The following is a 21906-nucleotide window of genomic DNA, read 5'->3' as shown; positions in this document are numbered from 1 at the left end:
CGATCGAGCCCCGAGGGGGCAGCGCAACCGCCGCCCCGGGGCGGGCATCGGCACACCTGCACCGTTGGTCGCGGCCAACGGCCTGGAGGCGTACCCCGCTCAAGACGCCGGTCACGAGCAGACCCGGCGACTCAGGCCCCCGCGCTCCCGGCGCCCTCCCGTACGTTCCCCCGTACCCACTCCACGATCGACGCGGTCGTCGCGCCCGGGGTGAAGATCGCAGCGACACCCTTCTCCTTGAGCGGCGCGATGTCCGCCTCAGGGATGATGCCGCCGCCGAAGACCTTGATGTCCTCCGCGTCCCGCTCCTTCAACAGCTCCAACACCCGCGCGAACAGGGTGTTGTGCGCACCGGACAGGATGGAGAGGCCGATCGCGTCGGCGTCCTCCTGGATCGCGGTGTCGACCACCTGCTCGGGCGTCTGGTGCAGGCCGGTGTAGATGACCTCCATACCGGCGTCACGCAGCGCCCGCGCGATCACTTTGGCCCCGCGATCGTGCCCGTCGAGCCCCGGCTTGGCGACCACCACGCGGATCGGCCCGGCTGCCACACCCATCACTGCCTCCATGTACCGATATCCGTTCCGGCGACCGACAACAGTCTGTCCCGGCACAGATACCCCGCACCGCACCGGCCGGGGAAGTGAACGAACGTTATCCCCAGCATCGCGCAAGCGGCAGTTTCACGGTGGAGAGCGAGGGGGAAATCACACGGAGGGACACGTTCGCTGCGCGCCATCCGCTACCCAGGGGCTCACGCTCCGCATCCGGACCAGGCGCGAGGGGAGCCACATCGAGATCGCCGGACCACCGCGCCGGCAGCCGCACGGCGTGGTGACACCGCACATCGGCGAGGCAACGGGGGCACGGAGCCACCACTCCACGGGGGCCCATATCGCCATCGCGCAGCCGACTCCTCGACCATGACTCCCCCTAGGGCACACGGGGGACAGAGCCGTCCTTCCGTGCGCCGTCGGGAGGTCGACGATGCCGGTCACAGGGGCCCGCCCCTTTCGTCCGTTCAGCGCGCTGCTGCCGAGAATCCTCGGCCGCGGGCCACTCCGGACGCTCCCACTCCCGCTCCCACTCCCGCTCCCGAGAATTCCCCTCTCGGGGTTACCCCTCAGGGGGATACCCCTCGCCGCGCTCCCGGCACTTCGCCTGCCGAGCCTGCCCACCCTGCCCGCCCTGCCGCCGAAGGTCGCCGGTCTCTCCGTGGCCCTCCTGAAAGCGACGGCCCTGGAGCTGACGATCCTCACGGGCCATCTCCTCCTCTATCCCTCCGGCATCACCCAGGAACGCCGGGCGGCCCCGCTGCAGCCGCCCCCGGACGCCCCGCGCCTGCCACCGGACAGCAGGCCACCGGTGCTCCTCCTGCACGGCTTCATCGACAACCGCTCCGTCTTCGTCCTGCTCCGCCGCGCGCTGTCGCAGCACGGTGGCCGCTGCGTGGAGTCCCTCAACTACTCCCCCCTCACGTGCGACATCCGCGTCGCCGCCGAGCTGCTCGGCCGCCACATCGAAGAAATCTGCGAACGCACGGGACACGACCGGATCGACATCGTCGGGCACAGCCTCGGCGGCCTGATCGCCCGCTACTACGCGCAGCGGCTCGGCGGCGACGCACGCGTCCGCACCCTGGTCACGCTCGGCACACCGCACTCCGGCACCCGCGTCGTGCCGCTCGCGGACGCACACCCGATCGTCCGGCAGATGCGGCCGGGTTCCGACGTGATCGAGGAGCTGAGGGAACCGGCAGCGGGCTGCCGTACGCAGTTCGTGAGTTTCTGGAGCGACCTGGACCAGATCATGGATCCGCTCGAATCGGCCTGCGTCGACCACCCCGACCTGACCGCGCAGAACGTCCGCGTGACCGGCATCGGTCACCTCGCGCTTCCGGTGCATCCCGCGGTCGCGACCGGCATCCGCCAGGCCCTCGATCTGGCGCACCCGGGGGCCGACGCACGGAGCGCGCCGGGCGGCCTCACGGTCGCCTGACCCGCAGTTTCATCGAACGACCGTCGAACGCAAGGCCAAGGCTGTGCCCACAGTCCGCCGAAAGACGGCCGAATGCCCGTTTCCTGAAACCGCGAAACCTGCCGAAGATTGTCGCGCCCGTATACCGCCGGGTACAGTCACCGCACTGCTCTGCCCCTGCTGCCGAGGCGAAAGAGAAGTTGGTGAACGACCGTCACCCGTCGGGGAGCTCGACTCCCCCGTCCTCGGCTCCCGGCGCCGACCACGCGCACTACGCGCCGTACGACCCACAGAGCGCCCAGCACGGCGGCTACGGCTACGACCCCTACTCCACCGGCGCCTACGACACCGGTACCTTCGCCGTCGACCCCCTCTTCGGCGACATGCCGGGCGGCGGTCACGACACGGGACAGTGGGCGACCACCACGGGGTCCCAGCAGACGCTCACCCACGACGCGTACGCCGCGCAGTACTACGCCGCCACGTACGACGCCGACAGCTACGACACCTCGATGTGGTCGACGGGCGGCCACCAGCAGCTCATCGACATCCCCGCGCAGCCGGGCCCCGACTCCACGGGCCAGTGGGACACCGCCGCCTGGGACCAGGCACCGCGGACCGGCCAGTGGGACACGCAGACCTTCGACACCGGCGCGTACGACGCCACGGCGTGGAACTCCGCGGGCGAGACGCACAACGCGCCCCCCGCCTACGAGATCTCCCCGGACTCCGCGTACGAGACCGACGCCCCGTACGAGAACGGCGCCCCGTACGAGAACGGCGCCGGATCCGGAACCGACACCGCGAGAACAGACACCGCGCGAACCGACACCGCGAGCGCCGCTCCCGACGCGGCCGCGGAGACTACGGCCCCCTCCCGCCGCGCCTCCCGGGGCAAGGGCGGCAGTGGCTCCGGCGGAGGCGGGAACGGTTCGCGGACCCGCCGCCGCACCCCCGCCAAACGCTCCGCGTTCCTCACGGTCGCGGTGCCCTCGGCCTGCGTGATGGGCGTGGCCGGCGTCGCCGCCGCCTCCGTGGGCGACTTCGGCGGGGACGACACCAAGGACACGACGGCTTCCGCCCCGGACCCCACGTCCGTGCAGCCCTCCGCCGCCAACAACAAGCTGGACACCCAGCTGGCGAACCTCTCCGCGGACGCGGGCGACTTCGCCGACCGCGCGAGCCGCACCCAGGAGCGCATCGACCTCAAGGCCCAGAAGGTGGCCGCCGAGAAGAAGGCGGCCGCCGAGGCCGCGCGCAAGGAGCGGCTGCGCCCCAAGTTCGCGCTGCCGGTGAAGCAGCACGGCCTGAGCGCGTACTACGGACAGGCCGGCGTCAACTGGATGTCCGCGCACTCCGGCATCGACTTCCCGGTGTCGTACGGCACGGAGGTCCTGGCCGCGACCGACGGCACCGTGTCGACGAAGTGGAACAGCGCCTACGGCAACATGGCGATCGTGACCGCCAAGGACGGCACGGAGACGTGGTACTGCCACCTCTCCACGCACAAGATCTCCAGCGGCCCCGTGAAGGCAGGCGAGCCCATCGCCTTCTCCGGGAACTCCGGCAACTCGACCGGCCCGCACCTGCACTTCGAGGTGCGCCCCGGCGGCGGCTCGGCGATCGACCCGCTGCCGTGGCTGCGCAGCCACGACCTCGACCCGACGTAACTCCGGCCGCCGCCCTGGGCGTTACAGCTTCTCGACCGGCGCGTACCGCAGCAGCAGGCGCTTGGGCTTGGGCTCTCCGAAGTCCACCGTCGCCTCGGCGTTCGCCCCCGTACCCTTCACGCCGACCACCGTACCGAGACCGAACTGGTCGTGGGTGACCCGGTCGCCGACGGCCAGCGAGACCACCGGCTTCTCCGAGGCGCGGCGCGTGGCGAAGCCCTGTGCGCCGCCGGCACGCGAGCGCGAGGACGACAGCGACGAGGCGATGCCCCCGGCCGGTCCCGATCCTCCGGAGCCGGACGACGCCGGTGCGCCGACGGAGCCCGTCCGCTTCCAGTCCAGATGGGCGTCCGGGATCTCCTCGAGGAAGCGCGAGGGCGGGTTGTACGACGGCTGGCCCCAGGCGCTGCGCATGGAGGACCGTGTCAGGTAGAGCCGTTCACGCGCGCGCGTGATGCCCACGTACGCGAGACGGCGCTCCTCCTCCAGCTCCTTGACCTGGCCGAGGGAGCGCATGTGCGGGAAGACGCCGTCCTCCATGCCGGTCAGGAACACCACCGGGAACTCAAGCCCCTTGGCGGTGTGGAGGGTCATCAAGGTGATGACTCCGGAGTCGTCGTCCTCGTCGGGGATCTGGTCGGAGTCGGCGACCAGGGCGACCCGCTCCAGGAAGTCGGAGAGCGTACCGGCCGGGGCACCGCCCTCGCCCTCGCCTTCGCCTTCCTCGCCGCCCGTGACACCCTCGGCCTGGCCGTCGCCCTGCGCCTGGCTGTTCTCCTGCTCGAACTCCAGGGCCACGGCGGCGAGTTCCTGAAGGTTCTCGATGCGCGTCTCGTCCTGGGGGTCGGTCGAGGCCTGCAGCTCGGCGAGGTAGCCGGTGCGTTCGAGCACGGCTTCCAGGACGACGGCCGGGCCCGCGCCGGACTCGACGACGGTCCGCAGCTCCTCCATGAGCGTGTTGAACCGCTTGACGGCGTTGGCCGACCGGGCCGCCATCCCGTAGGCCTCGTCGACGCGGCGCAGGGCCTGCGGGAAGGAGATCTTCTCGCGCTGCGAGAGCGCGTCGATCATCGCTTCCGCGCGGTCGCCGATGCCCCTCTTGGGGACGTTGAGAATGCGGCGCAGCGGGACGGCGTCCTCGGGGTTGGCGAGGACGCGCAGGTACGCGAGGACGTCGCGGACCTCCTTGCGCTCGTAGAAGCGGACGCCGCCGACGACCTTGTAGGGCAGGCCGACGCGGATGAAGATCTCTTCGAAGACACGGGACTGGGCGTTCGTCCGGTAGAAGATCGCCACGTCGCCGGCCTTGGCGTCGCCCGCGTCGGTGAGGCGGTCGATCTCGTCGGCGACGAACTGCGCCTCGTCGTGCTCGGTGTCCGCGACGTACCCGGTGATGCGCGCGCCCGCGCCCTGGTTGGTCCAGAGGTTCTTCGGGCGGCGGCTTTCGTTGCGCTCGATGACCGCGTTGGCGGCGGTCAGGATCGTCTGTGTGGAGCGGTAGTTCTGCTCCAGGAGGATCGTCGTCGCGTCGGTGTAGTCCTCCTCGAACTGGAGGATGTTACGGATCGTGGCGCCGCGGAACGCGTAGATCGACTGGTCCGCGTCACCCACCACACACAGCTCGGCGGGGTCGTCGTCCTCGCCTCCGGAGGGGCCGACCAGCTCGCGCACGAGTGCGTACTGGGCGTGGTTGGTGTCCTGGTACTCGTCGACCATGACGTGCCGGAAGCGGCGCCTGTAGTGCTCGGCTACGTCCGGGAAGGCACGAAGGAGGTGGACCGTCGTCATGATCAGGTCGTCGAAGTCCATCGCGTTCGCCTCGCGGAGGCGCGACTGGTACATGGCGTAGGCCTGGGCGAGGGTCTTCTCGAAACCGTCGGCGGCCTGACCTGCGAAGTCCTCCTCGTCGATCAGCTCGTTCTTCAGGTTCGAGATCTTGGCGCTGAAGGACTTCGGCGGGAACTTCTTCGGGTCGAGGTCCAGGTCACGGCAGACCAGGGCCATCAGACGCTTGGAGTCCGCGGCGTCGTAGATCGAGAAGGAGGACGTGAAGCCCAGCTTCTTGTACTCGCGGCGCAGGATGCGGACGCAGGCGCTGTGGAACGTCGACACCCACATCGCGTTCGCCCGCGGGCCCACGAGCTGCTCCACGCGCTCCTTCATCTCGCCCGCGGCCTTGTTCGTGAAGGTGATCGCGAGGATCTGGCCGGGGTGCACACCACGCTCGGCGAGCAGGTGCGCGATGCGGTGGGTCAGCACACGGGTCTTGCCGGAGCCGGCGCCGGCGACGATGAGCAGGGGGGATCCGGCGTGCACCACGGCCGCGCGCTGGTTCTCGTTCAGCCCGTCGAGGAGCGTCGCCGGGTCGATGACCGGGCGGGGGGCACCGTCGCGGTAGTGCGAGTCCCGGGTCATGGGCGCGTCGAACTTCCCGTCGAACAGGTCGTCCGGAATGGGCTCCGGAGCGCTGTCCTCGGGCGGCGGCGGGGGTGCTTCGTCCGTGGCCCGGGAGGGCTGCAGGTCCGCCAGGAAGCTGTCATCAAAGAGGCTGCTCATCGCCTCCCGAGTCTAGGCGGCCCCACTGACAACCCGCTGCGGGTTCCGGTCACCTCGTGCCTGCCCACGCCCTGCGCGTGGACGCTCACGCTCCGCATCCAGGTGGCATGGCCGCGTCGAGGCCGCGAAAAGTCACGAAAATGTATCGGGCATATCGAACATCAACCTTCACAGGGACCACACGAGTTGGCTAGCGTGCTCGGCGGGCCGCTCGTCCCCCCACCGGCGAACCCGCCGGGAACGGGTGGCCTCCGCCGAGTCCGACATGTTCGGAGCCGGGGACCCACCGAGAACTTGGGGTGAATCGGTCCCGTACGAAGTACGGGACCGTAGGGCAACCTTCCGGACCACCCGCCCGAACCCGACAGCTAACCCGGTAGGCGGTCTACGGAAGGAGTCGCCTCCCTTGGCGTCGCACCGCAAGCCGCGGACCCGGACAGCCGGAATTCGCACCTCCCCCGCCATCGGCATCACGACAGCGGCCCTCACCTCCGTCGCCCTCCTGTCGCAGAGCGCACAGGCAGCGCCCTCCGCTCCTACGAAGCCCAGCCTCGAAGAGGTCCAGAAGAAGGTCGACGAGCTCTACCAGCAGGCCGGTGTGGCCACGCAGAAGTACAACGCGGCCAAGGAGCGCACCGACAAGCAGCGCAAGAAGGTCGACCGCCTGCTCGACGACGTGGCCGAGCGCACCGACGAGCTGAACGAGGCGCGCAAGGAGCTCGGCTCGTTCGCCGCCGCGCAGTACCGCACCGGCGCCGTCTCCGAGACGGCCACGATGCTGCTCGCCGACGACCCGCAGGGCTACTTCGACCAGAACCACCTCGCGGGCCGGCTGACCACGCGCCAGAAGAAGGCGGTCGACGCCTACACGACGCAGCAGGCGTCGGCGACCAAGCAGCGCGCGAAGGCCGCGAAGAGCCTGGAGAACCTGAGCGATTCGCGGGACGACCTCAGGACGAGCAAGCAGACCGTCCAGAAGAAGCTGGGCGACGCGCGCGAGGTCCTTTCACAGCTGACGGCGCAGGAGAAGGCACGGCTCGCGGAGATCGAGCGGAAGAAGAAGCAGGAGGCCAGGCGCAAGGCCGAGAAGCTGGCCCGCGAGCAGGCCGCCGAGGCGGCGCGCACGCGCAAGGCGGAGGAGGCGGCCCAGCGGGAGAAGGAGCGGGAGCAGGGGCAGGGCTCCGGGTCCGGCTCCGGTTCTGATGCGGGGTCCGGCTCGGGCTCGGGTTCCGGCTCGGGCTCGGGCTCGGGCTCGGGCTCGGGCTCGGGCTCGGGCTCCGGGAGCACGGACGGCGGCTACGCCACCAAGGCTGCGAAGGTCATCGCCTTCGCGCAGGCCCAGATCGGCAAGCCGTACGTCTGGGGCGCCACCGGCCCTGACTCGTACGACTGCTCAGGGCTCACCCAGGACGCGTGGAAGGCCGCCGAGATCTCCCTGCCGCGCACCACGTGGGACCAGGTGAAGGTCGGCACGACCGTGAAGACCGCCGACGCCAAACCGGGTGACCTGGTGTTCTTCTACGACGACATCAGCCACGTGGGGATCTACATCGGCAACGGCAAGATGATCCACGCCCCGAAGCCGGGCGCGAACGTCCGCGTCGAGTCGATCTACTACATGCCGATCCACAGCGTGGTGCGCCCCGCGTAACCGTCGCACCCCATGCACCACAGCTCAGAAGCACACCTCATGAAAGTGGCCCTCCACGCGCGCGTGGAGGGCCACTTTCATGTGGGTGGGGTCATCAGGTCCACAGCACCGCGATGAAGATGTTCGCGACGGTCAGCAGGCCGACCGCGCCGAACAGACCCTTGTCGACCTTCTTCTCGTCCCGCTTCACATAGACCAGCGCGAGAATCACGATCAGCAGGGCCAGCTTGATGCCGATCTTGAGGTTGTTGACCGTGTTGTCGTCCGCCTGGTTGAGGCCCACCAGGACCACACCCGTGACGAGCATGGTCAGCGAGCCGTGCAGCATCGCGGGATTGAAACGGGCCGTGCCCTGGCCCATCTGCTTCATCTGGGTCAGGAAACCGCCCAGGAGCGAGCCGATGCCGATGATGTGGAGGCCGACGAAGAGATGGATGAGTAGGTCCATGAGGCCGGAGCCTAGCCGGGGTGCCCACCCCTCCCGGCCACCGCCCCCTTACCACCACGCCCCGCCAGGCACATCGCAATCGAGCCATCGGTCACGGCTGTACGCGAAGCAGCCGCCACCCCGTGATCGACACGGTCGGAGCCGGTCGTCGGGACGCCCACTTCCGCCAGTTGCGCACAATCCGTCACCAACCCGTGACGGCCAGGTTTAGCGTCCTCCACCAGGTGACCGGCTCCCCAACGCCGCCCGATCCGGGGCGGCCGTCGGACACCACCACCGAAAGACCCGGCGGCGGCCTGTTCCCCCTGTGCGGGCCGCCGCCGGACACCTTAAGGAGCCCCTCTTCGTGGCAGCGCACCGCAAGCCCAGACAGCGCTCGCTCAGCGGCAGCACGGTCCGTACGGCCGCCACCCTCGCCCTCGCGGGAGCCGCGTCCACGACCGCCTTCGACGGCACGGGACACGCCGACCCACAGCTCGGTCCCGCCGAGGTGAAGTCCAGGGTCGACGCGCTCTACCGCGAGGCGGAGACGGCCACCGAGAAGTACAACGGCGCGAAGGAGAAGACCGAGAAGGCCGAAAAATCACTCGGCGAGCTGCGCGACGAGGCCGCCCGCAAGACGGAGAAGCTCAACTCCGCCCGCGACAGCCTGGGTTCGTACGCCGCCGCGCAGTACCGCGCGGGCGGCATCGACCCCTCTTTACAACTCATGCTCTCCTCCGACCCCGGGCAGTTCCTGGACCGCGCGGAGCGCGCCGACCGGGCCGGCGGCCGTCAGTCCGTGGCCCTGCGCGACGTGCGCGCGCAGCTCCGGGAGATGGACCAGCTGCGGGGCGCGGCCGCCGACCGCCTGGCCACGCTCCGCGCCCGCCAGTCGGAGCTGCGCAAACACAAGAAGACCGTCACCACGAAACTCGGCGAGGCCAAGCGGCTGCTGTCCCGGCTCACCGCCGATCAGCGCGCTGAACTCGCCGCCCCGGACGACGAGCGCGGCGTCCGCGGCGACCTCGGCGACCTCGGCGACCTCGGCGACCGCGCTGCCCGCTCAAGCGCCCGCGGCGCCCCTCCGGATGCCGCCAAGGCCCCCAACGCCCGTGCCGCGTCCGCCGTCTCCTACGCGTACAAAGCGCTCGGCAGCCCGTACGTCTGGGGCGCCACCGGGCCGGACGCCTTCGACTGCTCAGGGCTCACCCAGGCCGCGTACCGCTCCGCGGGCGTCTCCCTGCCGCGCACCACCTACGCCCAGATCGCCACGGGCAAACGGGTCTCCCGCTCCGAACTGCGCCCCGGCGACCTGGTGTTCTTCTACTCCGGCATCAGCCACGTCGGCCTCTACGTCGGCAACGGCCAGATGATCCACGCCCCCAACCCGAGCGCCCCGGTACGGCTCGCCCCGATCGACCAGATGCCGTTCGCGGGAGCCACCCGCGTGGCGTGACCCACCCGCGTGGCGCGAGCCGGTGCACCTCCCGCCCAAGATCCGCACCGCCAACCCACCGCTACCGTCTCGGCACCCCCCAGTAATGTCACGTGCATGCCTAGCCGTACGCTGCCACCGCCCCCGCCACCTGTATATCTGCGCACCTGGCCGGACCGTCGGACGCTGCTCGTCGACCGCGGCACGGCCCTCGTGGAGCTGCGGCGGCGGCACCTCGGGGTGGGCCGGCTCCTGTTGTTGTGGCTCTGCGGTCTCGGCGGCGTCATCGGCTGGACGCTGCTGGTCCAGCCGTTCCGGATGCTCGCGGACGAGGACGTCACGGGCTTCGTCCTGGGCCCGGTTCTCGCGATCCTCGGCCTGGCGATGCTGGCCCCCGCGGTGACCGGCGTCGTCCTCGGCATCCGCCACGACCGGCGCATCCATCAACTCACCGACGCCTGGCTCACCTTGGACAGCCACCCGGTGTCCGACGCCCGGCTGCGCTCCCCCGCCCTCAGCCTCCTCTGGCTGCTGTCGTCCCTCGCCGTGTGCGCGCTCGGCCTGTGGGTGTCCTTCGCGGTGGCCGCGCACGCCGAGCCCGGCCACGAGACGTACGCCGACGTCGTCCTCGGCATGGGCGTCGGCCTGATCATGTGGCTGACCGGCCTCCTCGGAGCCGCGAAGGCCGTCGGCCACTACCGGTGGGCGCTGCGGAACCTGAGCCCGGCGGTGCCCCCGGCCACCGCAGCCCATCGCTGACGCCCCGCCCGGCCGGTCAGACCAGGCGCCGCGCCGTCGCCCAGCGCGTCAGCTCATGGCGGTTGGACAGCTGCAGCTTCCGCAGCACCGCCGACACATGCGACTCGACGGTCTTCACGGAGATGAAGAGCTGCTTGGCGATCTCCTTGTACGCATACCCGCGCGCGATGAGCCGCAGGACCTCCCGCTCGCGCTGGGTAAGGCGGTCCAGATCCTCGTCGACCGGGGGCGCGTCGGTGGAGGCGAAGGCGTCCAGGACGAACCCGGCGAGGCGCGGCGAGAACACCGCGTCGCCGTCCTGCACACGGAAGACGGAGTCCACCAGGTCGGCGCCGGTGATGGTCTTGGTGACATAGCCGCGGGCGCCGCCCCGGATGACACCGATGACGTCCTCGGCGGCGTCGGAGACCGACAGCGCGAGGAAGCGCACCGGGTTCTCCGCGTCGGCCATCAACGGCGAGCAGCGGCGCAGGACTTCCACCCCGCCGCCGCCCGGGAGGTGCACATCCAGGAGGACGACCTCCGGTCGGGTGGCCGTGATGACCGTGACCGCCTGGTCGACGTCGGCGGCCTCGCCGACCACCTCGACGCCGGTGACGTCGGTCCGCCCGATCTCGGCCTGCACACCGGTGCGGAACATCCGGTGGTCGTCGACCAGGACGACTCGCGCACGACGCCCGTCCGCACCGCCGCCCTCGTCCGCCCCGGTCGGCTCCGTGGGCCCGTTCGCCCCGGTCGCGTCGCTCATGTCGTCGCCGTCCTCTCCATCTCCAGCTCGACTTCCGTACCGCCGCCCGGCACCGCGCGCAGCCGCGCCGTGCCACCGTTGCGCTGCATGCGGCCGATGATCGATTCTCGTACGCCCATGCGGTCGTCCGGCACGGAGTCCAGGTCGAAACCGGGACCGCGGTCCCGGACGGACACGAACACCGTCTCCCCCTCGACTTCGGCGAAGACCTGCACCGCGCCGCCCTCGCCACCGTACTTGGCGGCGTTCACCATCGCTTCCCTCGCGGCCTGCATCTGTGCGGTCAGCCGCTCGTCGAGCGGGCAGTCGCCGACCACGACGACCTCGATGGGGACGCCGTGCTTGTCCTCGACCTCGGCGGCGCTGCGGCGCACCGCCTCGGCGAGGGTGTCGGGCTCCTCGTCCTCGTCCTTGCCGGTGCCCTCCGGTTTGTAGAGCCAGGCCCGCAGGTCGCGCTCCTGGGCCCGGGCAAGGCGCCGCACCTCGCTCGCGCTCTCCGCGTTGCGCTGGATCAGGGTCAGCGTGTGCAGCACGGAGTCGTGCACGTGGGCGGCCACCTCGGCCCGCTCCTGGGCGCGGATCCGCATCAGCCGCTCCTCGGAGAGGTCCTGCATCATGCGGACGAGATAGGGGCCTGCGAGCAGCGCGACGCCGACGAGCACGGCGAGCGAGGCCTGCAGCACAGCGCCCAGGTGCGCGGCGGAGCCCTGCAGCACGAAGATGCCGGAGACTCCGGCGCCGACCAGGAGCACCCCGGCCGCAGAGCGGGCGAGTGTCAGGGTGCGCCTGCGGCGGCCGACGGCCATCCAGCGGGCCCTGCGGGCGTTGTCGGCCTGTCGCCAGACGAGGGCGACACCGGCGGCGACGAGCAGGGTCGGGACGACATACGCCTTGGTCGAACCGTCGAGGTCCACATTGCTGACGAAGACCATGGCGACGACGACCATCGCGAGGAGCGCGACGAGCTGCCCCTTGTCGGGCTTGCGGGCCACGAGTCTTCGGCGGCCGTCCGGCGCCGTCTCGGTCGTGACGGCCGCGGGCGGGCGCTCGGCGTCCACACCGCCCACGCCGAGCGGGACGAAGAACCAGAACGCCGCGTACAGCAGACCGCCGAGGCCGTCCGCCATGCACAGGCCGACGAAGATCAGCCGGACCCAGACCACGGGCAGTCCGAGGTGCCCGGCCAGACCGCGCGCGACGCCGCCCAGCCAACGGCCGTCACCGCTGCGGTAGAGCTTGCGCAGCGGTCGGACGTCGTCGAGGGGTGATGCAGCGGCTTCCGGCATGTCATCGATATTCACACGCGAGCGCGAGCGGGGGCATCAGGGTCGGCCCCCGAGACATCCCTGATCTCGGCCCCTGTGCCGGCCCTGTCAGGGGTACGGCCCGAGAAGCCTCAGGGGCGATATCAGGGTTCGTCCAGGGTCGTCCGGACTGCCGCGGCGGGCCCGCGGCCGTCACCATGGACACATGACAGATCAGCAGCCCGCCGAGACGGAGACCGAGGCCGCCCTCCGCGATGTCGTGCGCACCGCGTACGGCGAGCCGGGCGGACCCGCGGGCGGTCACGTGGGCAGCCACGCGGCGGGCGCGGCAGGCCCTCCCGCGGAAGATCGGAAGTTCCGCCGGGACCGCCGGCACAAGAAGATCGGCGGCGTGTGTGCCGGTCTCGGCCGGCACTGCGACATGGACCCGGTGATCTTCCGCATCGGCATCGCCGTGCTCGCGATAACGAGCGGCGTCGGCCTGGTGGTCTATGGCTTCGCCTGGCTCTTCGTGCCGTACGAGGACGCGGAGGAGAACGAGGCGCGCAGGCTCCTCTCCGGCCGGGTCGACGGACAGGCGCTGACCGCCGTGCTCTTCGCGCTCGTCGGCTGCGGCGTCTTCCTCACCCTGTTGCACAACGGCGGGGCGCTCACCTTCGCCGCCGTCCTCGCCCTGCTCCTCGCGGGGGCGGGGTACTGGTCACGGCAGCGCGACACCCACGACACCGATCCGGTGGCGGCCCAGGCCGCGGCGGACGCCCCGCCCGAGGCGAAGGCGCCGCCCGTCGCGGTGCACCCTTCGTGGTGGCGCGACCCGATCGTCAAGGACGGTACGCACGTCGGGATGTCGGGCTATTTCTGGGGCCCCGAGGGCCTGGACATCGGCTATGAGCCGATAGCGCACCGGGGCGTGCCCCGCAGGGCGACCGAGGCCGCTCCCGCGCCCAAGCCCCGCGGGCCACGCTGGATCGGCGGCCTGGTGTTCCTGGCCGCGCTGCTCGCGGGCGGCCTCGGCACGGGCCTGACCTGGGAGGGCCATCCGCTCGGCACGACGTTGCAGACAGGTCTCGCCTGCGCGCTCGCGGTGTTCGGCATCGGCATCGCGATCAGCGCCTTCGCCGGGCGCACCGGCGCGGGGTCGATCGTGCTGGCGGTGCTCACCGCCGGCCTGCTCGCCGGCGCGGCGGCCCTGCCGAAGAACATCACGACGCACTACTCCCGCACGGACTGGATACCGGCCACGACGACGGACGTCCGCCCCCGGTACGAGGTGGGCCTCGGCAGAGGCACCCTCGATCTCAGCAAGGTCGAGATCGGCAAGGGCAGGACACTGACCACCGGCGCCGAGCTCGGCGCGGGCGACCTCAGGGTGATCGTGCCGAAGGACGTCACGGTGCGACTGGACGCGGAAGTGGGCGTCGGCGACATCGTGTTGCCGGACGACAAGAGCGAGGACCTGGACATCGCTCCGGGCCGTGAGAAGAAGGTGACGCTGCGGCCGCCCTCGGGCAGCAAGGACGGCGGCACGATCGATCTGCGCCTCGAAGTCGGCGTCGGACAAGCGAAGGTGACCCGTGCTACGTCATGAATTCCACCCCGGCAAGCTGGTGGCAGGGCTCTCCCTGCTGGCGGTCGCCGTCGTATACGCGGGCGACGCGGGCGGTGCCTGGGACACACCGTGGTTCGTCGTGCTGCCGCTCGTGATGGCCGGTCTGTTCCTCGCGGGCGTGGCGGCGGCGGTCCATGGAATACGCCCGAGAGGCACGGCCCGCGCGGGCGGGCGGCCGCGGGACGCCAAGACGTCGCGGGACTAGGGACTGTTCTTCTTGCGGCGAGCGGCACGGAGCGCGTCGAGGGAGAAGACCGAGGCTCCGGCGAGCACCAGCGGCAGCCACGCCATCAGGTAGGCCAGGTCGTTGCCGTAGTAGTAGGGCTCCTCGTGCCAGCTCATCGTCAGCCAGAGGCTGAGCGAGACGAGGGCACCGCCGAGCGCGGCGACCCGGGCGAACAGCCCGATCAGTGTGCCAATGCCGACGGCCAGCTCGCCGAGGGCGATGGCGTAGCCGAATCCGACGGGGTTCTTGAGGGAGAGGTCGACGAGAGCGGGGATCGCGGAGATGTCGCGGACGCCCTCCATCGTGGCGCCGATTGAGCCGGAGCCGCTCGCCTGCATGAAGGCGCTGTCGGTGAGCTTGTCCAGGCCGGCGTAGATGAAGGTGACGCCCAGGAAGACCCGCAGAGGGAGCAGGGCGTAGCGGGTGGCGGTGTCGCGCCATTCGTCGCGCCTGAGGTGGCGGGTGTGGCCGATGTGGCTGTCCGTCCGTATGCCGTGCGCCATGGCACTCCGCCTCTCGCGTGGTCCCGTCTCTGACGATACGTACGAAGCGGGGCCGCTGCTCACCGACGTGCGGCGGTTTCCCAAAGATCGGTCCGGAAGCCACAGGGGGAGGCTTTTGTGTCAGCTGAAGCAGGTCAGGAGAGGCGCGCGGGGGCGGGTCCGCGCGGGTGGCTGCGCCGCGTGCTGCTCGGGGTTCCGCGCAGGTGGGGTGGCGGCCGGGACGGGAGGTCGGTGGGTCAGTCCGTGACGTCGATCGTGACGCGGTTGGACTCGACGCCCGCGGCCGTGACGACCTGGACCTCGACGTTGCCGGGCTCGACGTCGACCGGGACGGGCACGGTCAGCACCGCGTCGCTCGGATTGGCGAAGCCGCCGGGTACGGGTACGAGCGGTACGTGGACGTGTACTGCGCCGATGCGGACGACCGTGCGGGCGAGCCGGTCGGCCTCCCCGGCGCCCGGCGGGACGAAGCCCGCGCCGCGGATCTCAATGTCGTCGCCCGTGCGGATGGGGGCGTCGAGATCGCCGGCCTCCCGGGCGCGGACCACGGAGAGGATCACGGGACGGCCGCCTTCGGCGTACTTCCCCGCCAGATATGTCGCGGCCGAGACCAGCACGAGCACGGCGAGCCCCCACGGCAGGTCGGGCAGCTGCTCGGGCCGCCGGGCGAGGCGTACCGCGGCGAAGACCACGGCGACGGCACTGACCAGGACGTACTGCGTGTCGGTGAAACTGCCTCGGCCCGCGTCGTCGGTGAGCGGGTCGGCGGCCCGCGGACGGTCCGCGCGCACCTTCTGCAGGCGCTGGCCGAGCACCCGCAGGCCGACGATTCTGCGCACGAGGACGGTCACCGCGCACACCACGGCGAGGACGGTCAGCGTCCCGGCGGCTCGGGCGAGTTCGAGGCCCGCGACCAGCTCGTCGCGCTCCCGGTGCCCCGAGGCCGCGGCCAGTTCACCCGCGAGGACGAGCACCGCGAAGACGACGAGGAGCACCCAGCAGGCGGCCACGGTGCGCGAGGTGGAGAGCCGGTTGTCCTCGCCGAGCACCGGCGCCAGGACCCCGCCACGCGCCCGGTGCGCGTACGCAGCGACGGTCAGCAGCCCGCCCACGACCAGGGCCACCAGGAGCCCTGCCGTGCGTGCGGACGTCCAGCCGCCGCCGATCGCGGTGAGCGCCTGGACCAGGAGCAGGACGGCGAAGGCGACCCAGACGACGGCGAGTGTGCGCGTCCACAGGCGTCGCAGCCAGGCCTCACCCTCGGCCCTGCCGCGTTCGGCGACATCGCGTGCGGACTGCGTCAGTTCGTCCGACACCCACTGCCGGGAGGCGCCCGCCGAGTGTGCCACGGCCGCGGGGAGCCCCTCTCCGGCCGCGTATGCGTCACGCTTGGCGAGGAATACGGCCACGGCGCGCCGGTGCCCCTCGCGCGCCCCGTGCGGACAGCCGCCGCACGTGCAGCCGCCCCCGTGCGCGCCCTGCCTCGCCTCCTGCACCGCCACCGCGTACGCCGCCTTCCCCACCCTCGAAGCCCCTGGGGGCCCGCGCGAACTACCTTGCAGAGAAGGGGAATTGTGCCGTACTGAAGGGCGAACACATCCCCGGGGTCAGGTCAGTGGGGGTGAAAGGCCCGGCCCGGCGTTGACGTCCAGGTCAGGCCAGCAGATCCGGCTCGCTGCGGCTGATGTCCTGCCACAGCGACTGGTAGTTGATCCACGCCACCAGGTCGCTGCCGAGCTGCTCGCGCGTCTGCACCGCCTGCTTGTGGCCGATCATCACGGGCCGGCCCGCGGCCCGTGCGCTCAGCTGGACCTGGCAGGAGCGTTCCATGGAGATGAACCACCAGGCGGCGGCGTCGACGGAGTCCCCGACCGCGAGCAGGCCGTGGTTGCGCAGGATGACCGCCTTGTGGCCGCCGAGCGCGGACGCGATCCTGCGGCCCTCCTCGGCGTCCACGACGACGCCGGTGTAGCCGTCGTACAGCGCGTGGCTCTCATAGAAGGCGCAGGCCTCCTGGGTGATCGGGTCCAGGAGTTCGCCGAGCGTGGAGAGCGCGCGGCCGTGCAGCGAGTGGCAGTGCGCGACGGCGACCACATCGGGCCGCGCCAGATGAGCCTGGGCGTGGACGGTGAACGCGGCCTGGTTGACGTGGTGGCGCCCCTCGACCACCTGCCCCTCGGCGTTGGCGAGGACGAGGTCGCTGACGGTGACGTGCTTGAAGGGCATCCCGAAGGGGTTCACCCAGAAACAGTCTGTGTGCTCGGGGTCGCGCGCGGTGATGTGGCCGGAGACCCCGTCCTCGTACCCGAGCCTGCCGAAGACGCGCAGCGCGCCGGCGAGCCGCTCCTTGCGGTGCTGCCGCTCGTCGGCCACGGATTCGTGGACGGGCGGCATCGCGAACTGCAATCGCTCGACGGGTATCGGTGTGGGCGCCTGCATGTGTCCTCCATCTCTGGCCGTACGAGGCGGAAGGTACCGGTGGTGCGTGCAGGTGAACAGAGGGGCGCCGGCGAGGCCCGCGGCAAAGACGACAGAAGGTGTCGGGTATCGGCGCCAGACTCCATGTATGTCGTTCAACTGGGAAGCCTTCGCCGCAGCAGAGCCGGATCTCGCCCACACCGTCGAGCGGCGCTTCGCCGCGTTCACCCATCACGTCCTCGCGACGCTCCGCAAGGACGGCTCGCCGCGCACCACCGGGATCGAAGTCCGTTTCCTGAACGGCGAGTTGTGGCTCGGCATGATGCCGAACTCGTTCAAGGCGCTCGACCTGCGCCGCGACCCGCGCTTCGCGCTGCAGGCGAACCCGGGGCCGGGCACCGAGATGGCGGGGGGCGACGTCCGGATCGCGGGGCGCGCGATCGAGGTGCGGGACCGGGAGACCGTCGCGCTGTACGCGGAGGCGGTCGAGCCGCCGGACCCGGACGCGTTCCACCTCTTCCGCGTCGAGCTGACGGAGGTGGTCCGCACGTACATCGAGGACGGGAAGTACCTGGCGGTGCAGGTGTGGAAGCCGGGTACGGCGACGCGGGTCACCCGGCGGACCTGACCGGGCAAGCGGAACGGCGCCGCCCACTGGTCTGTGGACGGCGCCGTCTCAGGCGTGCGGGGAGGTCACTCCCACTCGATGGTCCCCGGCGGCTTCGACGTCACGTCGAGCACCACGCGGTTGACGTCGGCGACCTCGTTGGTGATGCGCGTCGAGATCTTCGCGAGGACGTCGTACGGCATGCGGGTCCAGTCGGCCGTCATGGCGTCCTCGGACGAGACGGGGCGCAGGACGATCGGGTGGCCGTAGGTGCGGCCGTCGCCCTGGACACCGACGCTGCGGACGTCGGCGAGCAGCACGACCGGGCACTGCCAGATCTCCCGGTCGAGACCGGCCGCCGTCAGCTCTTCGCGGGCGATGGCGTCGGCCTCGCGCAGCAGGTCGAGGCGGTCCTTGGTGACCTCCCCGACGATGCGGATGCCGAGACCGGGGCCGGGGAAGGGCTGACGCTGGACGATCTCGTCCGGCAGGCCGAGCTCGGCGCCGACCATCCGGACCTCGTCCTTGAACAGCTTGCGCAACGGCTCGATGAGCTGGAACTCGAGGTCCTCGGGGAGGCCGCCCACGTTGTGGTGGGACTTGATGTTCGCGGTGCCGGAGCCACCACCGGACTCGACCACGTCGGGGTAGAGGGTGCCCTGGACCAGGAACTCCACCGGCTGGTCGCCGGGGGCGTCGGCGATGATCTCCGCCTGGGCCTGCTCGAAGACGCGGATGAACTCGCGCCCGATGATCTTCCGCTTCTCCTCGGGGTCGGAGACCCCGGCGAGCGCGGCGAGGAACCGCTCCTGGGCGTCGACGACCTTCAGCTGCACGCCGGTCGCGGCGACGAAGTCCTTCTCGACCTGCTCGGTCTCGTCCTTGCGCATCAGGCCGTGGTCGACGTACACGCAGGTCAGCTGCGAGCCGATGGCCTTCTGGACGAGGGCGGCGGCGACGGCGGAGTCCACGCCGCCGGACAGACCGCAGATCGCACGCTTGGTGCCGACCTGCTCGCGGATCGCGGCGACCTGCTCGTCGATGACGTTGTCGGTCGTCCAGTTCGGCGTGAGGCCGGCGCCGCGGTAGAGGAAGTGCTCCAGGACCTGCTGGCCGTGCGTGGAGTGCATCACCTCGGGGTGGTACTGCACGCCGTACAGCTTCTTCTCGTCGTCCTCGAAGGCCGCGACCGGCACGACGTCCGTGGAGGCCGTGACCGTGAAGCCCTCGGGCGCCGCGCTGCACGCGTCGCCGTGCGACATCCACACGGACTGCTCGGTCGGGGTGCCCTCGAAGAGGGTGGACCCGGCCTTGGAGACGGCCAGCGGCGTGCGGCCGTACTCGCGCGCGCCGGTGTTGTCGACGGTGCCGCCGAGGGTCGTCGCCATCAGCTGGAAGCCGTAGCACATGCCGAAGACGGGGACACCGGCCTCGAAGAGCTGGCGGTCCACGGTCGGCGCATTCTCCGCGTACACCGACGAGGGGCCGCCGGACAGGATGATCGCCGCGGGCCTCTTGGCGAGCATCTCGGAGACGGGCATCGTGCTCGGCACGATCTCGCTGTAGACGCGGGCCTCACGGACGCGACGGGCGATGAGCTGGGCGTACTGCGCTCCGAAGTCGACGACCAGAACGGTGTCGGGAGCGGCGGCAGCGGGGGGCGCTGATGGCACGGCGGCGGCCTTCCGGCGTTGAGCGTGAGCGGTGCGTGAGCAGAGGCTCGTGCGTGAGCAGGGGGTCTGTATTTGTCGATTCTACCGGGCTCGGCAGGGCTCCCCTCGTCGTATCCGACAGGCCCCGCGCCGCGGGCACGCCGCCCGGACGGCCGTCTCAGCATCCGAGCCGTACGGGAACCCGGATTGACCCGCCACGCTCGCGTGGGGGCATACTGACCTCGTGACCAAGCACCTCAGCTTCCTCTTTACCTATGGCAACCGGCCTGCCGGCTGCCATGGTCGAGCTGCTTGATCCTCTGACAAGCGACTTACCGGGCGCCCCGGGCCGACAAGGCCCGGGGCGCTCTGTCGTACGCGGGCCTTGCCGCTCCGGTGCACCTCGGCCACCACGGACCACAAGGAGCCCCGCATGACCGCCACGACCGCCGCCGCCACCACCGCTACCACCACCGCCACCGCTGACAAGACCGGTGCCCGCACCCACGAGGCCGCCGTCGTCATCGAGGGCGCACGGGAGCGGATCGACACGCTCGACGACCGGATCATCGGCCTCGTCCAGGAACGGATGGCCGTCTCGGCCGTCATCCAGGAAGCGCGCATCGCGTCCGGCGGCCGCCGCGTGAACCTCTCCCGCGAGATGGAGATTCTCGGCCACTACAGCGACGCGCTCGGCAAGCCCGGCACGACGCTCGCGATGACGCTCCTCGAGCTGTGCCGGGGACGCGTCTGACCACCGCCGCGAGGCCCGCGGGAATCTGTAGGCCCGCGGGACTGTGGGCCTACGGGAGTCTGCGAGCCCGCGAGAGTCTGCGGGCCCGTGGGAATCTGTGAGCCCGTGGGAATCTGTGAGCCCGTGGGAATCTGTGAGCCCGTGGGGGTCTGGGGCCCGTGGGAAGCTGCGGAACTGAGTTCGGGTCCGTTCTCACCCGTACGGCGCGTGACCGGTTCCGGGCGAGCTTCGTTGGTCCCGGTGTCCGTGTCAGCCAGGGGCGGGCCCGCAAGAACCACGCGTGGCTCCGCTGGGGCGATGAGGCGTACGGACCGAGTCCGGGCGCCGTGGGACCTCGCTTCAGCGATGTGACCGGACGGCAGGGGACAGCAGCCCGGTCACCCAAGAGAACGGTCGGCTCCGGGGACGCCCGGGGCCGGCCGGCCTCCGTCCCGACACCCGCCCCCTCTCCCCTCCCTTCCCCTCCCTCTTCTCCCCGCCCCTCTCCTACAGGGGTGGCTGAAACAGTGTGGTCGAAACGGTTGCGCCGCCGACGACACATCCAGCACGATGCCCAGAAGGGCGGGCGCCCAGCCCCCCGCACAGCTTCATTGCCAGTGGTCGATACCACGTGAGCGCCCCCGGTGCGCCGGGTCGGCCACCGGCGGCTCGAACCAAGCGGCGCACTCCCCCCGGCGCCGTCCCGAGGCACCGACGCCTCCCTGACGTCGGTGCTGACAGCGAAGGGCCCCGCGGATCCGTCCCGCGGGGCCCTTCGCTGTGGGTTCCGCCCATCGTTGCGCCGCCGACCCGCCGCCGCCCCGCCACCGGCCCGCCACCGGCCCGCCGCCGGTCTCAGCCGGGGCCGACGTCTCCCCCTACAGGCTCTTCAGCTTGTCCACCTGCGCCTCGACGATCTTCTTCGGCACTCCGAACTTCTTCTGCTGGAGCAGGTTGATCGAGTAGAAGGCCGCGAGCGTCGAGCCGCTGCGGACGACAGTGAAGCTCATCGGCGTCTTCTGGCCCTCGAGGAGGCCCACGACCTTGTACGCGACGCTCTCGTCGCCCGCCTTCGGGGCGGGCAGGGCGGCGACGTCGCGGTACTTGGAGTCCGCGTGCTCGTAGGCGGTGCACTTCTTCGTGGCCGTCCGCAGGCCGTCCATGATCTTCTCGGCGTCGTCCTGCTCGTGCGCGAGCAGGGCGAGCGAGACGACGGTGGCGTCCAGTTCGTCGGCTCCGGTCAGGGTCCGCCCGACGCGGGACTTCGCCGCCGGCTGACTGGCGAACATGAACATGTCGGCGAACGGCTGACAGGCGGCCGGGTCCGCGGGCACGGTCTGGGACGGCATGTCCGCCGCGGACATCTTCTCGAACGTGTAGCCCTTGAGGTCACCCTTGGCGAGCACGGCCTTCTCCAGGTCGGCGGCGGACAGAGCGGACGCCTTCCGGCCGCCCGCCTTCCCGCCGTCCCGCTTCTGGTCGCCCGACTTCTCCCCGCCCGGCCTCTCGTCTTCCTTCGAAGCCGCCGCTCCCTGCACGGACTTGGCCGAACCCGACGACTTCTTGCCGTCATCGCCGTTGTCGCCTCCGCACGCTGCGGTCAGGCCCAGCGCGACCGTGACGGACGCGGCCACGACGGCCCGAGACACAGTTGACTTCACGTTTCC

General features: G+C 71.0%; 19 protein-coding genes and 1 riboswitch. Of the genes, 9 read left to right on the top strand and 10 right to left on the bottom strand.

Features of this window, described 5'->3' with window-relative positions:
- Positions 1–131: 131 nt before the first annotated feature.
- Positions 132–557 (bottom strand): cobalamin B12-binding domain-containing protein, encoded by a 426-nt coding sequence (locus ACFVYL_RS26930; protein ID WP_389720155.1) that lies wholly within the window; start codon positions 555–557, stop codon positions 132–134.
- Positions 558–1215: 658 nt separating this feature from the next.
- Between ACFVYL_RS26930 and ACFVYL_RS26925 the strand changes: the two genes are divergently transcribed.
- Both ACFVYL_RS26925 and ACFVYL_RS26920 read left to right on the top strand, forming a co-directional pair.
- On the top strand, positions 1216–1998 hold the full coding sequence (locus tag ACFVYL_RS26925; protein WP_389720153.1) for an esterase/lipase family protein: 783 nt from the start codon (positions 1216–1218) through the stop codon (positions 1996–1998).
- Positions 1999–2180: 182 nt separating this feature from the next.
- Positions 2181–3647 (top strand): M23 family metallopeptidase, encoded by a 1467-nt coding sequence (locus ACFVYL_RS26920; protein ID WP_389720151.1) that lies wholly within the window; start codon positions 2181–2183, stop codon positions 3645–3647.
- A 21-nt stretch (positions 3648–3668) separates the two neighbouring features.
- On the opposite strand, the gene pcrA is transcribed toward ACFVYL_RS26920, so the two are convergent.
- Positions 3669–6203 (bottom strand): DNA helicase PcrA, encoded by a 2535-nt coding sequence (pcrA, locus tag ACFVYL_RS26915; protein ID WP_389720149.1) that lies wholly within the window; start codon positions 6201–6203, stop codon positions 3669–3671.
- A 242-nt stretch (positions 6204–6445) separates the two neighbouring features.
- Positions 6446–6602: riboswitch (cyclic di-AMP (ydaO/yuaA leader) on the top strand.
- 7 nt (positions 6603–6609) lie between these two features.
- On the opposite strand from pcrA, the gene ACFVYL_RS26910 reads away from it, so the two are divergent.
- On the top strand, positions 6610–7854 hold the full coding sequence (locus ACFVYL_RS26910) for an NlpC/P60 family protein (protein ID WP_389720147.1): 1245 nt from the start codon (positions 6610–6612) through the stop codon (positions 7852–7854).
- A 94-nt stretch (positions 7855–7948) separates the two neighbouring features.
- Here ACFVYL_RS26910 and ACFVYL_RS26905 read toward each other — a convergent pair whose 3' ends face one another.
- Positions 7949–8302 carry a hypothetical protein gene (locus tag ACFVYL_RS26905; RefSeq protein ID WP_389720145.1) on the bottom strand — a complete coding sequence of 118 codons (354 nt, stop codon included), beginning with the start codon at positions 8300–8302 and terminating at the stop codon, positions 7949–7951.
- 346 nt (positions 8303–8648) lie between these two features.
- On the opposite strand from ACFVYL_RS26905, the gene ACFVYL_RS26900 reads away from it, so the two are divergent.
- Both ACFVYL_RS26900 and ACFVYL_RS26895 read left to right on the top strand, forming a co-directional pair.
- Positions 8649–9740, top strand: a complete 1092-nt coding sequence (locus tag ACFVYL_RS26900; RefSeq protein ID WP_389720143.1) for an NlpC/P60 family protein — start codon at positions 8649–8651, stop codon at positions 9738–9740.
- Between the two features lie 96 nt (positions 9741–9836).
- Positions 9837–10478, top strand: a complete 642-nt coding sequence (locus ACFVYL_RS26895) for a hypothetical protein (protein WP_389720141.1) — start codon at positions 9837–9839, stop codon at positions 10476–10478.
- Positions 10479–10494: 16 nt separating this feature from the next.
- Here the strand turns inward: ACFVYL_RS26895 and ACFVYL_RS26890 are convergent, their stop codons facing one another.
- Positions 10495–11226, bottom strand: a complete 732-nt coding sequence (locus ACFVYL_RS26890) for a LuxR C-terminal-related transcriptional regulator (RefSeq protein ID WP_389720139.1) — start codon at positions 11224–11226, stop codon at positions 10495–10497.
- Positions 11223–12512 carry a PspC domain-containing protein gene (locus ACFVYL_RS26885; RefSeq protein ID WP_389720137.1) on the bottom strand — a complete coding sequence of 430 codons (1290 nt, stop codon included), beginning with the start codon at positions 12510–12512 and terminating at the stop codon, positions 11223–11225. Before ACFVYL_RS26885 ends, ACFVYL_RS26890 begins: the two co-directional genes overlap by 4 nt.
- A 184-nt stretch (positions 12513–12696) precedes the next feature.
- Between ACFVYL_RS26885 and ACFVYL_RS26880 the strand changes: the two genes are divergently transcribed.
- Both ACFVYL_RS26880 and ACFVYL_RS26875 read left to right on the top strand, forming a co-directional pair.
- Positions 12697–14079 carry a PspC domain-containing protein gene (locus ACFVYL_RS26880; protein ID WP_389720135.1) on the top strand — a complete coding sequence of 461 codons (1383 nt, stop codon included), beginning with the start codon at positions 12697–12699 and terminating at the stop codon, positions 14077–14079.
- A complete protein-coding gene (locus tag ACFVYL_RS26875) occupies positions 14066–14305 on the top strand; it encodes a hypothetical protein (RefSeq protein WP_389720134.1) in 240 nt (79 codons plus the stop codon). The genes ACFVYL_RS26880 and ACFVYL_RS26875 overlap by 14 nt, the downstream gene beginning before the upstream one ends.
- Here ACFVYL_RS26875 and ACFVYL_RS26870 read toward each other — a convergent pair.
- The 3 genes from ACFVYL_RS26870 to ACFVYL_RS26860 form a co-directional block, all read right to left on the bottom strand.
- Positions 14302–14829 (bottom strand): DoxX family protein, encoded by a 528-nt coding sequence (locus ACFVYL_RS26870; protein ID WP_389720132.1) that lies wholly within the window; start codon positions 14827–14829, stop codon positions 14302–14304. The two genes, ACFVYL_RS26875 and ACFVYL_RS26870, sit on opposite strands and share 4 nt — an antisense overlap.
- A 236-nt stretch (positions 14830–15065) precedes the next feature.
- The gene (locus tag ACFVYL_RS26865; protein WP_389720329.1) at positions 15066–16331 is read right to left on the bottom strand and encodes a hypothetical protein; all 1266 of its coding nucleotides are present in this window, start codon (positions 16329–16331) and stop codon (positions 15066–15068) included.
- A gap of 151 nt (positions 16332–16482) precedes the next feature.
- Positions 16483–17268 carry a class II aldolase/adducin family protein gene (locus ACFVYL_RS26860; protein ID WP_389720131.1) on the bottom strand — a complete coding sequence of 262 codons (786 nt, stop codon included), beginning with the start codon at positions 17266–17268 and terminating at the stop codon, positions 16483–16485.
- A gap of 127 nt (positions 17269–17395) precedes the next feature.
- Here ACFVYL_RS26860 and ACFVYL_RS26855 point away from each other — a divergent pair, with 127 nt between their 5' ends.
- On the top strand, positions 17396–17875 hold the full coding sequence (locus ACFVYL_RS26855) for a pyridoxamine 5'-phosphate oxidase family protein (protein WP_389720129.1): 480 nt from the start codon (positions 17396–17398) through the stop codon (positions 17873–17875).
- 65 nt (positions 17876–17940) lie between these two features.
- Here the strand turns inward: ACFVYL_RS26855 and guaA are convergent, their stop codons facing one another.
- Entirely contained in the window at positions 17941–19527 is a 1587-nt protein-coding gene (guaA, locus tag ACFVYL_RS26850) for a glutamine-hydrolyzing GMP synthase (protein ID WP_389720127.1), read from the bottom strand.
- Positions 19528–19939: 412 nt separating this feature from the next.
- Here guaA and ACFVYL_RS26845 point away from each other — a divergent pair, with 412 nt between their 5' ends.
- Entirely contained in the window at positions 19940–20260 is a 321-nt protein-coding gene (locus ACFVYL_RS26845; RefSeq protein WP_389720125.1) for a chorismate mutase, read from the top strand.
- 857 nt (positions 20261–21117) lie between these two features.
- Here the strand turns inward: ACFVYL_RS26845 and ACFVYL_RS26840 are convergent.
- Entirely contained in the window at positions 21118–21900 is a 783-nt protein-coding gene (locus ACFVYL_RS26840; RefSeq protein WP_389720123.1) for a hypothetical protein, read from the bottom strand.
- Positions 21901–21906 lie beyond the last annotated feature (6 nt).

It is taken from the genome of Streptomyces sp. NPDC058308, assembly GCF_042880275.1.
GTDB lineage: Bacteria > Actinomycetota > Actinomycetes > Streptomycetales > Streptomycetaceae > Streptomyces.
The sequence above is the reverse complement of the archived record's forward strand: the minus strand, read 5'-3'. Positions and strand labels throughout refer to the sequence as shown.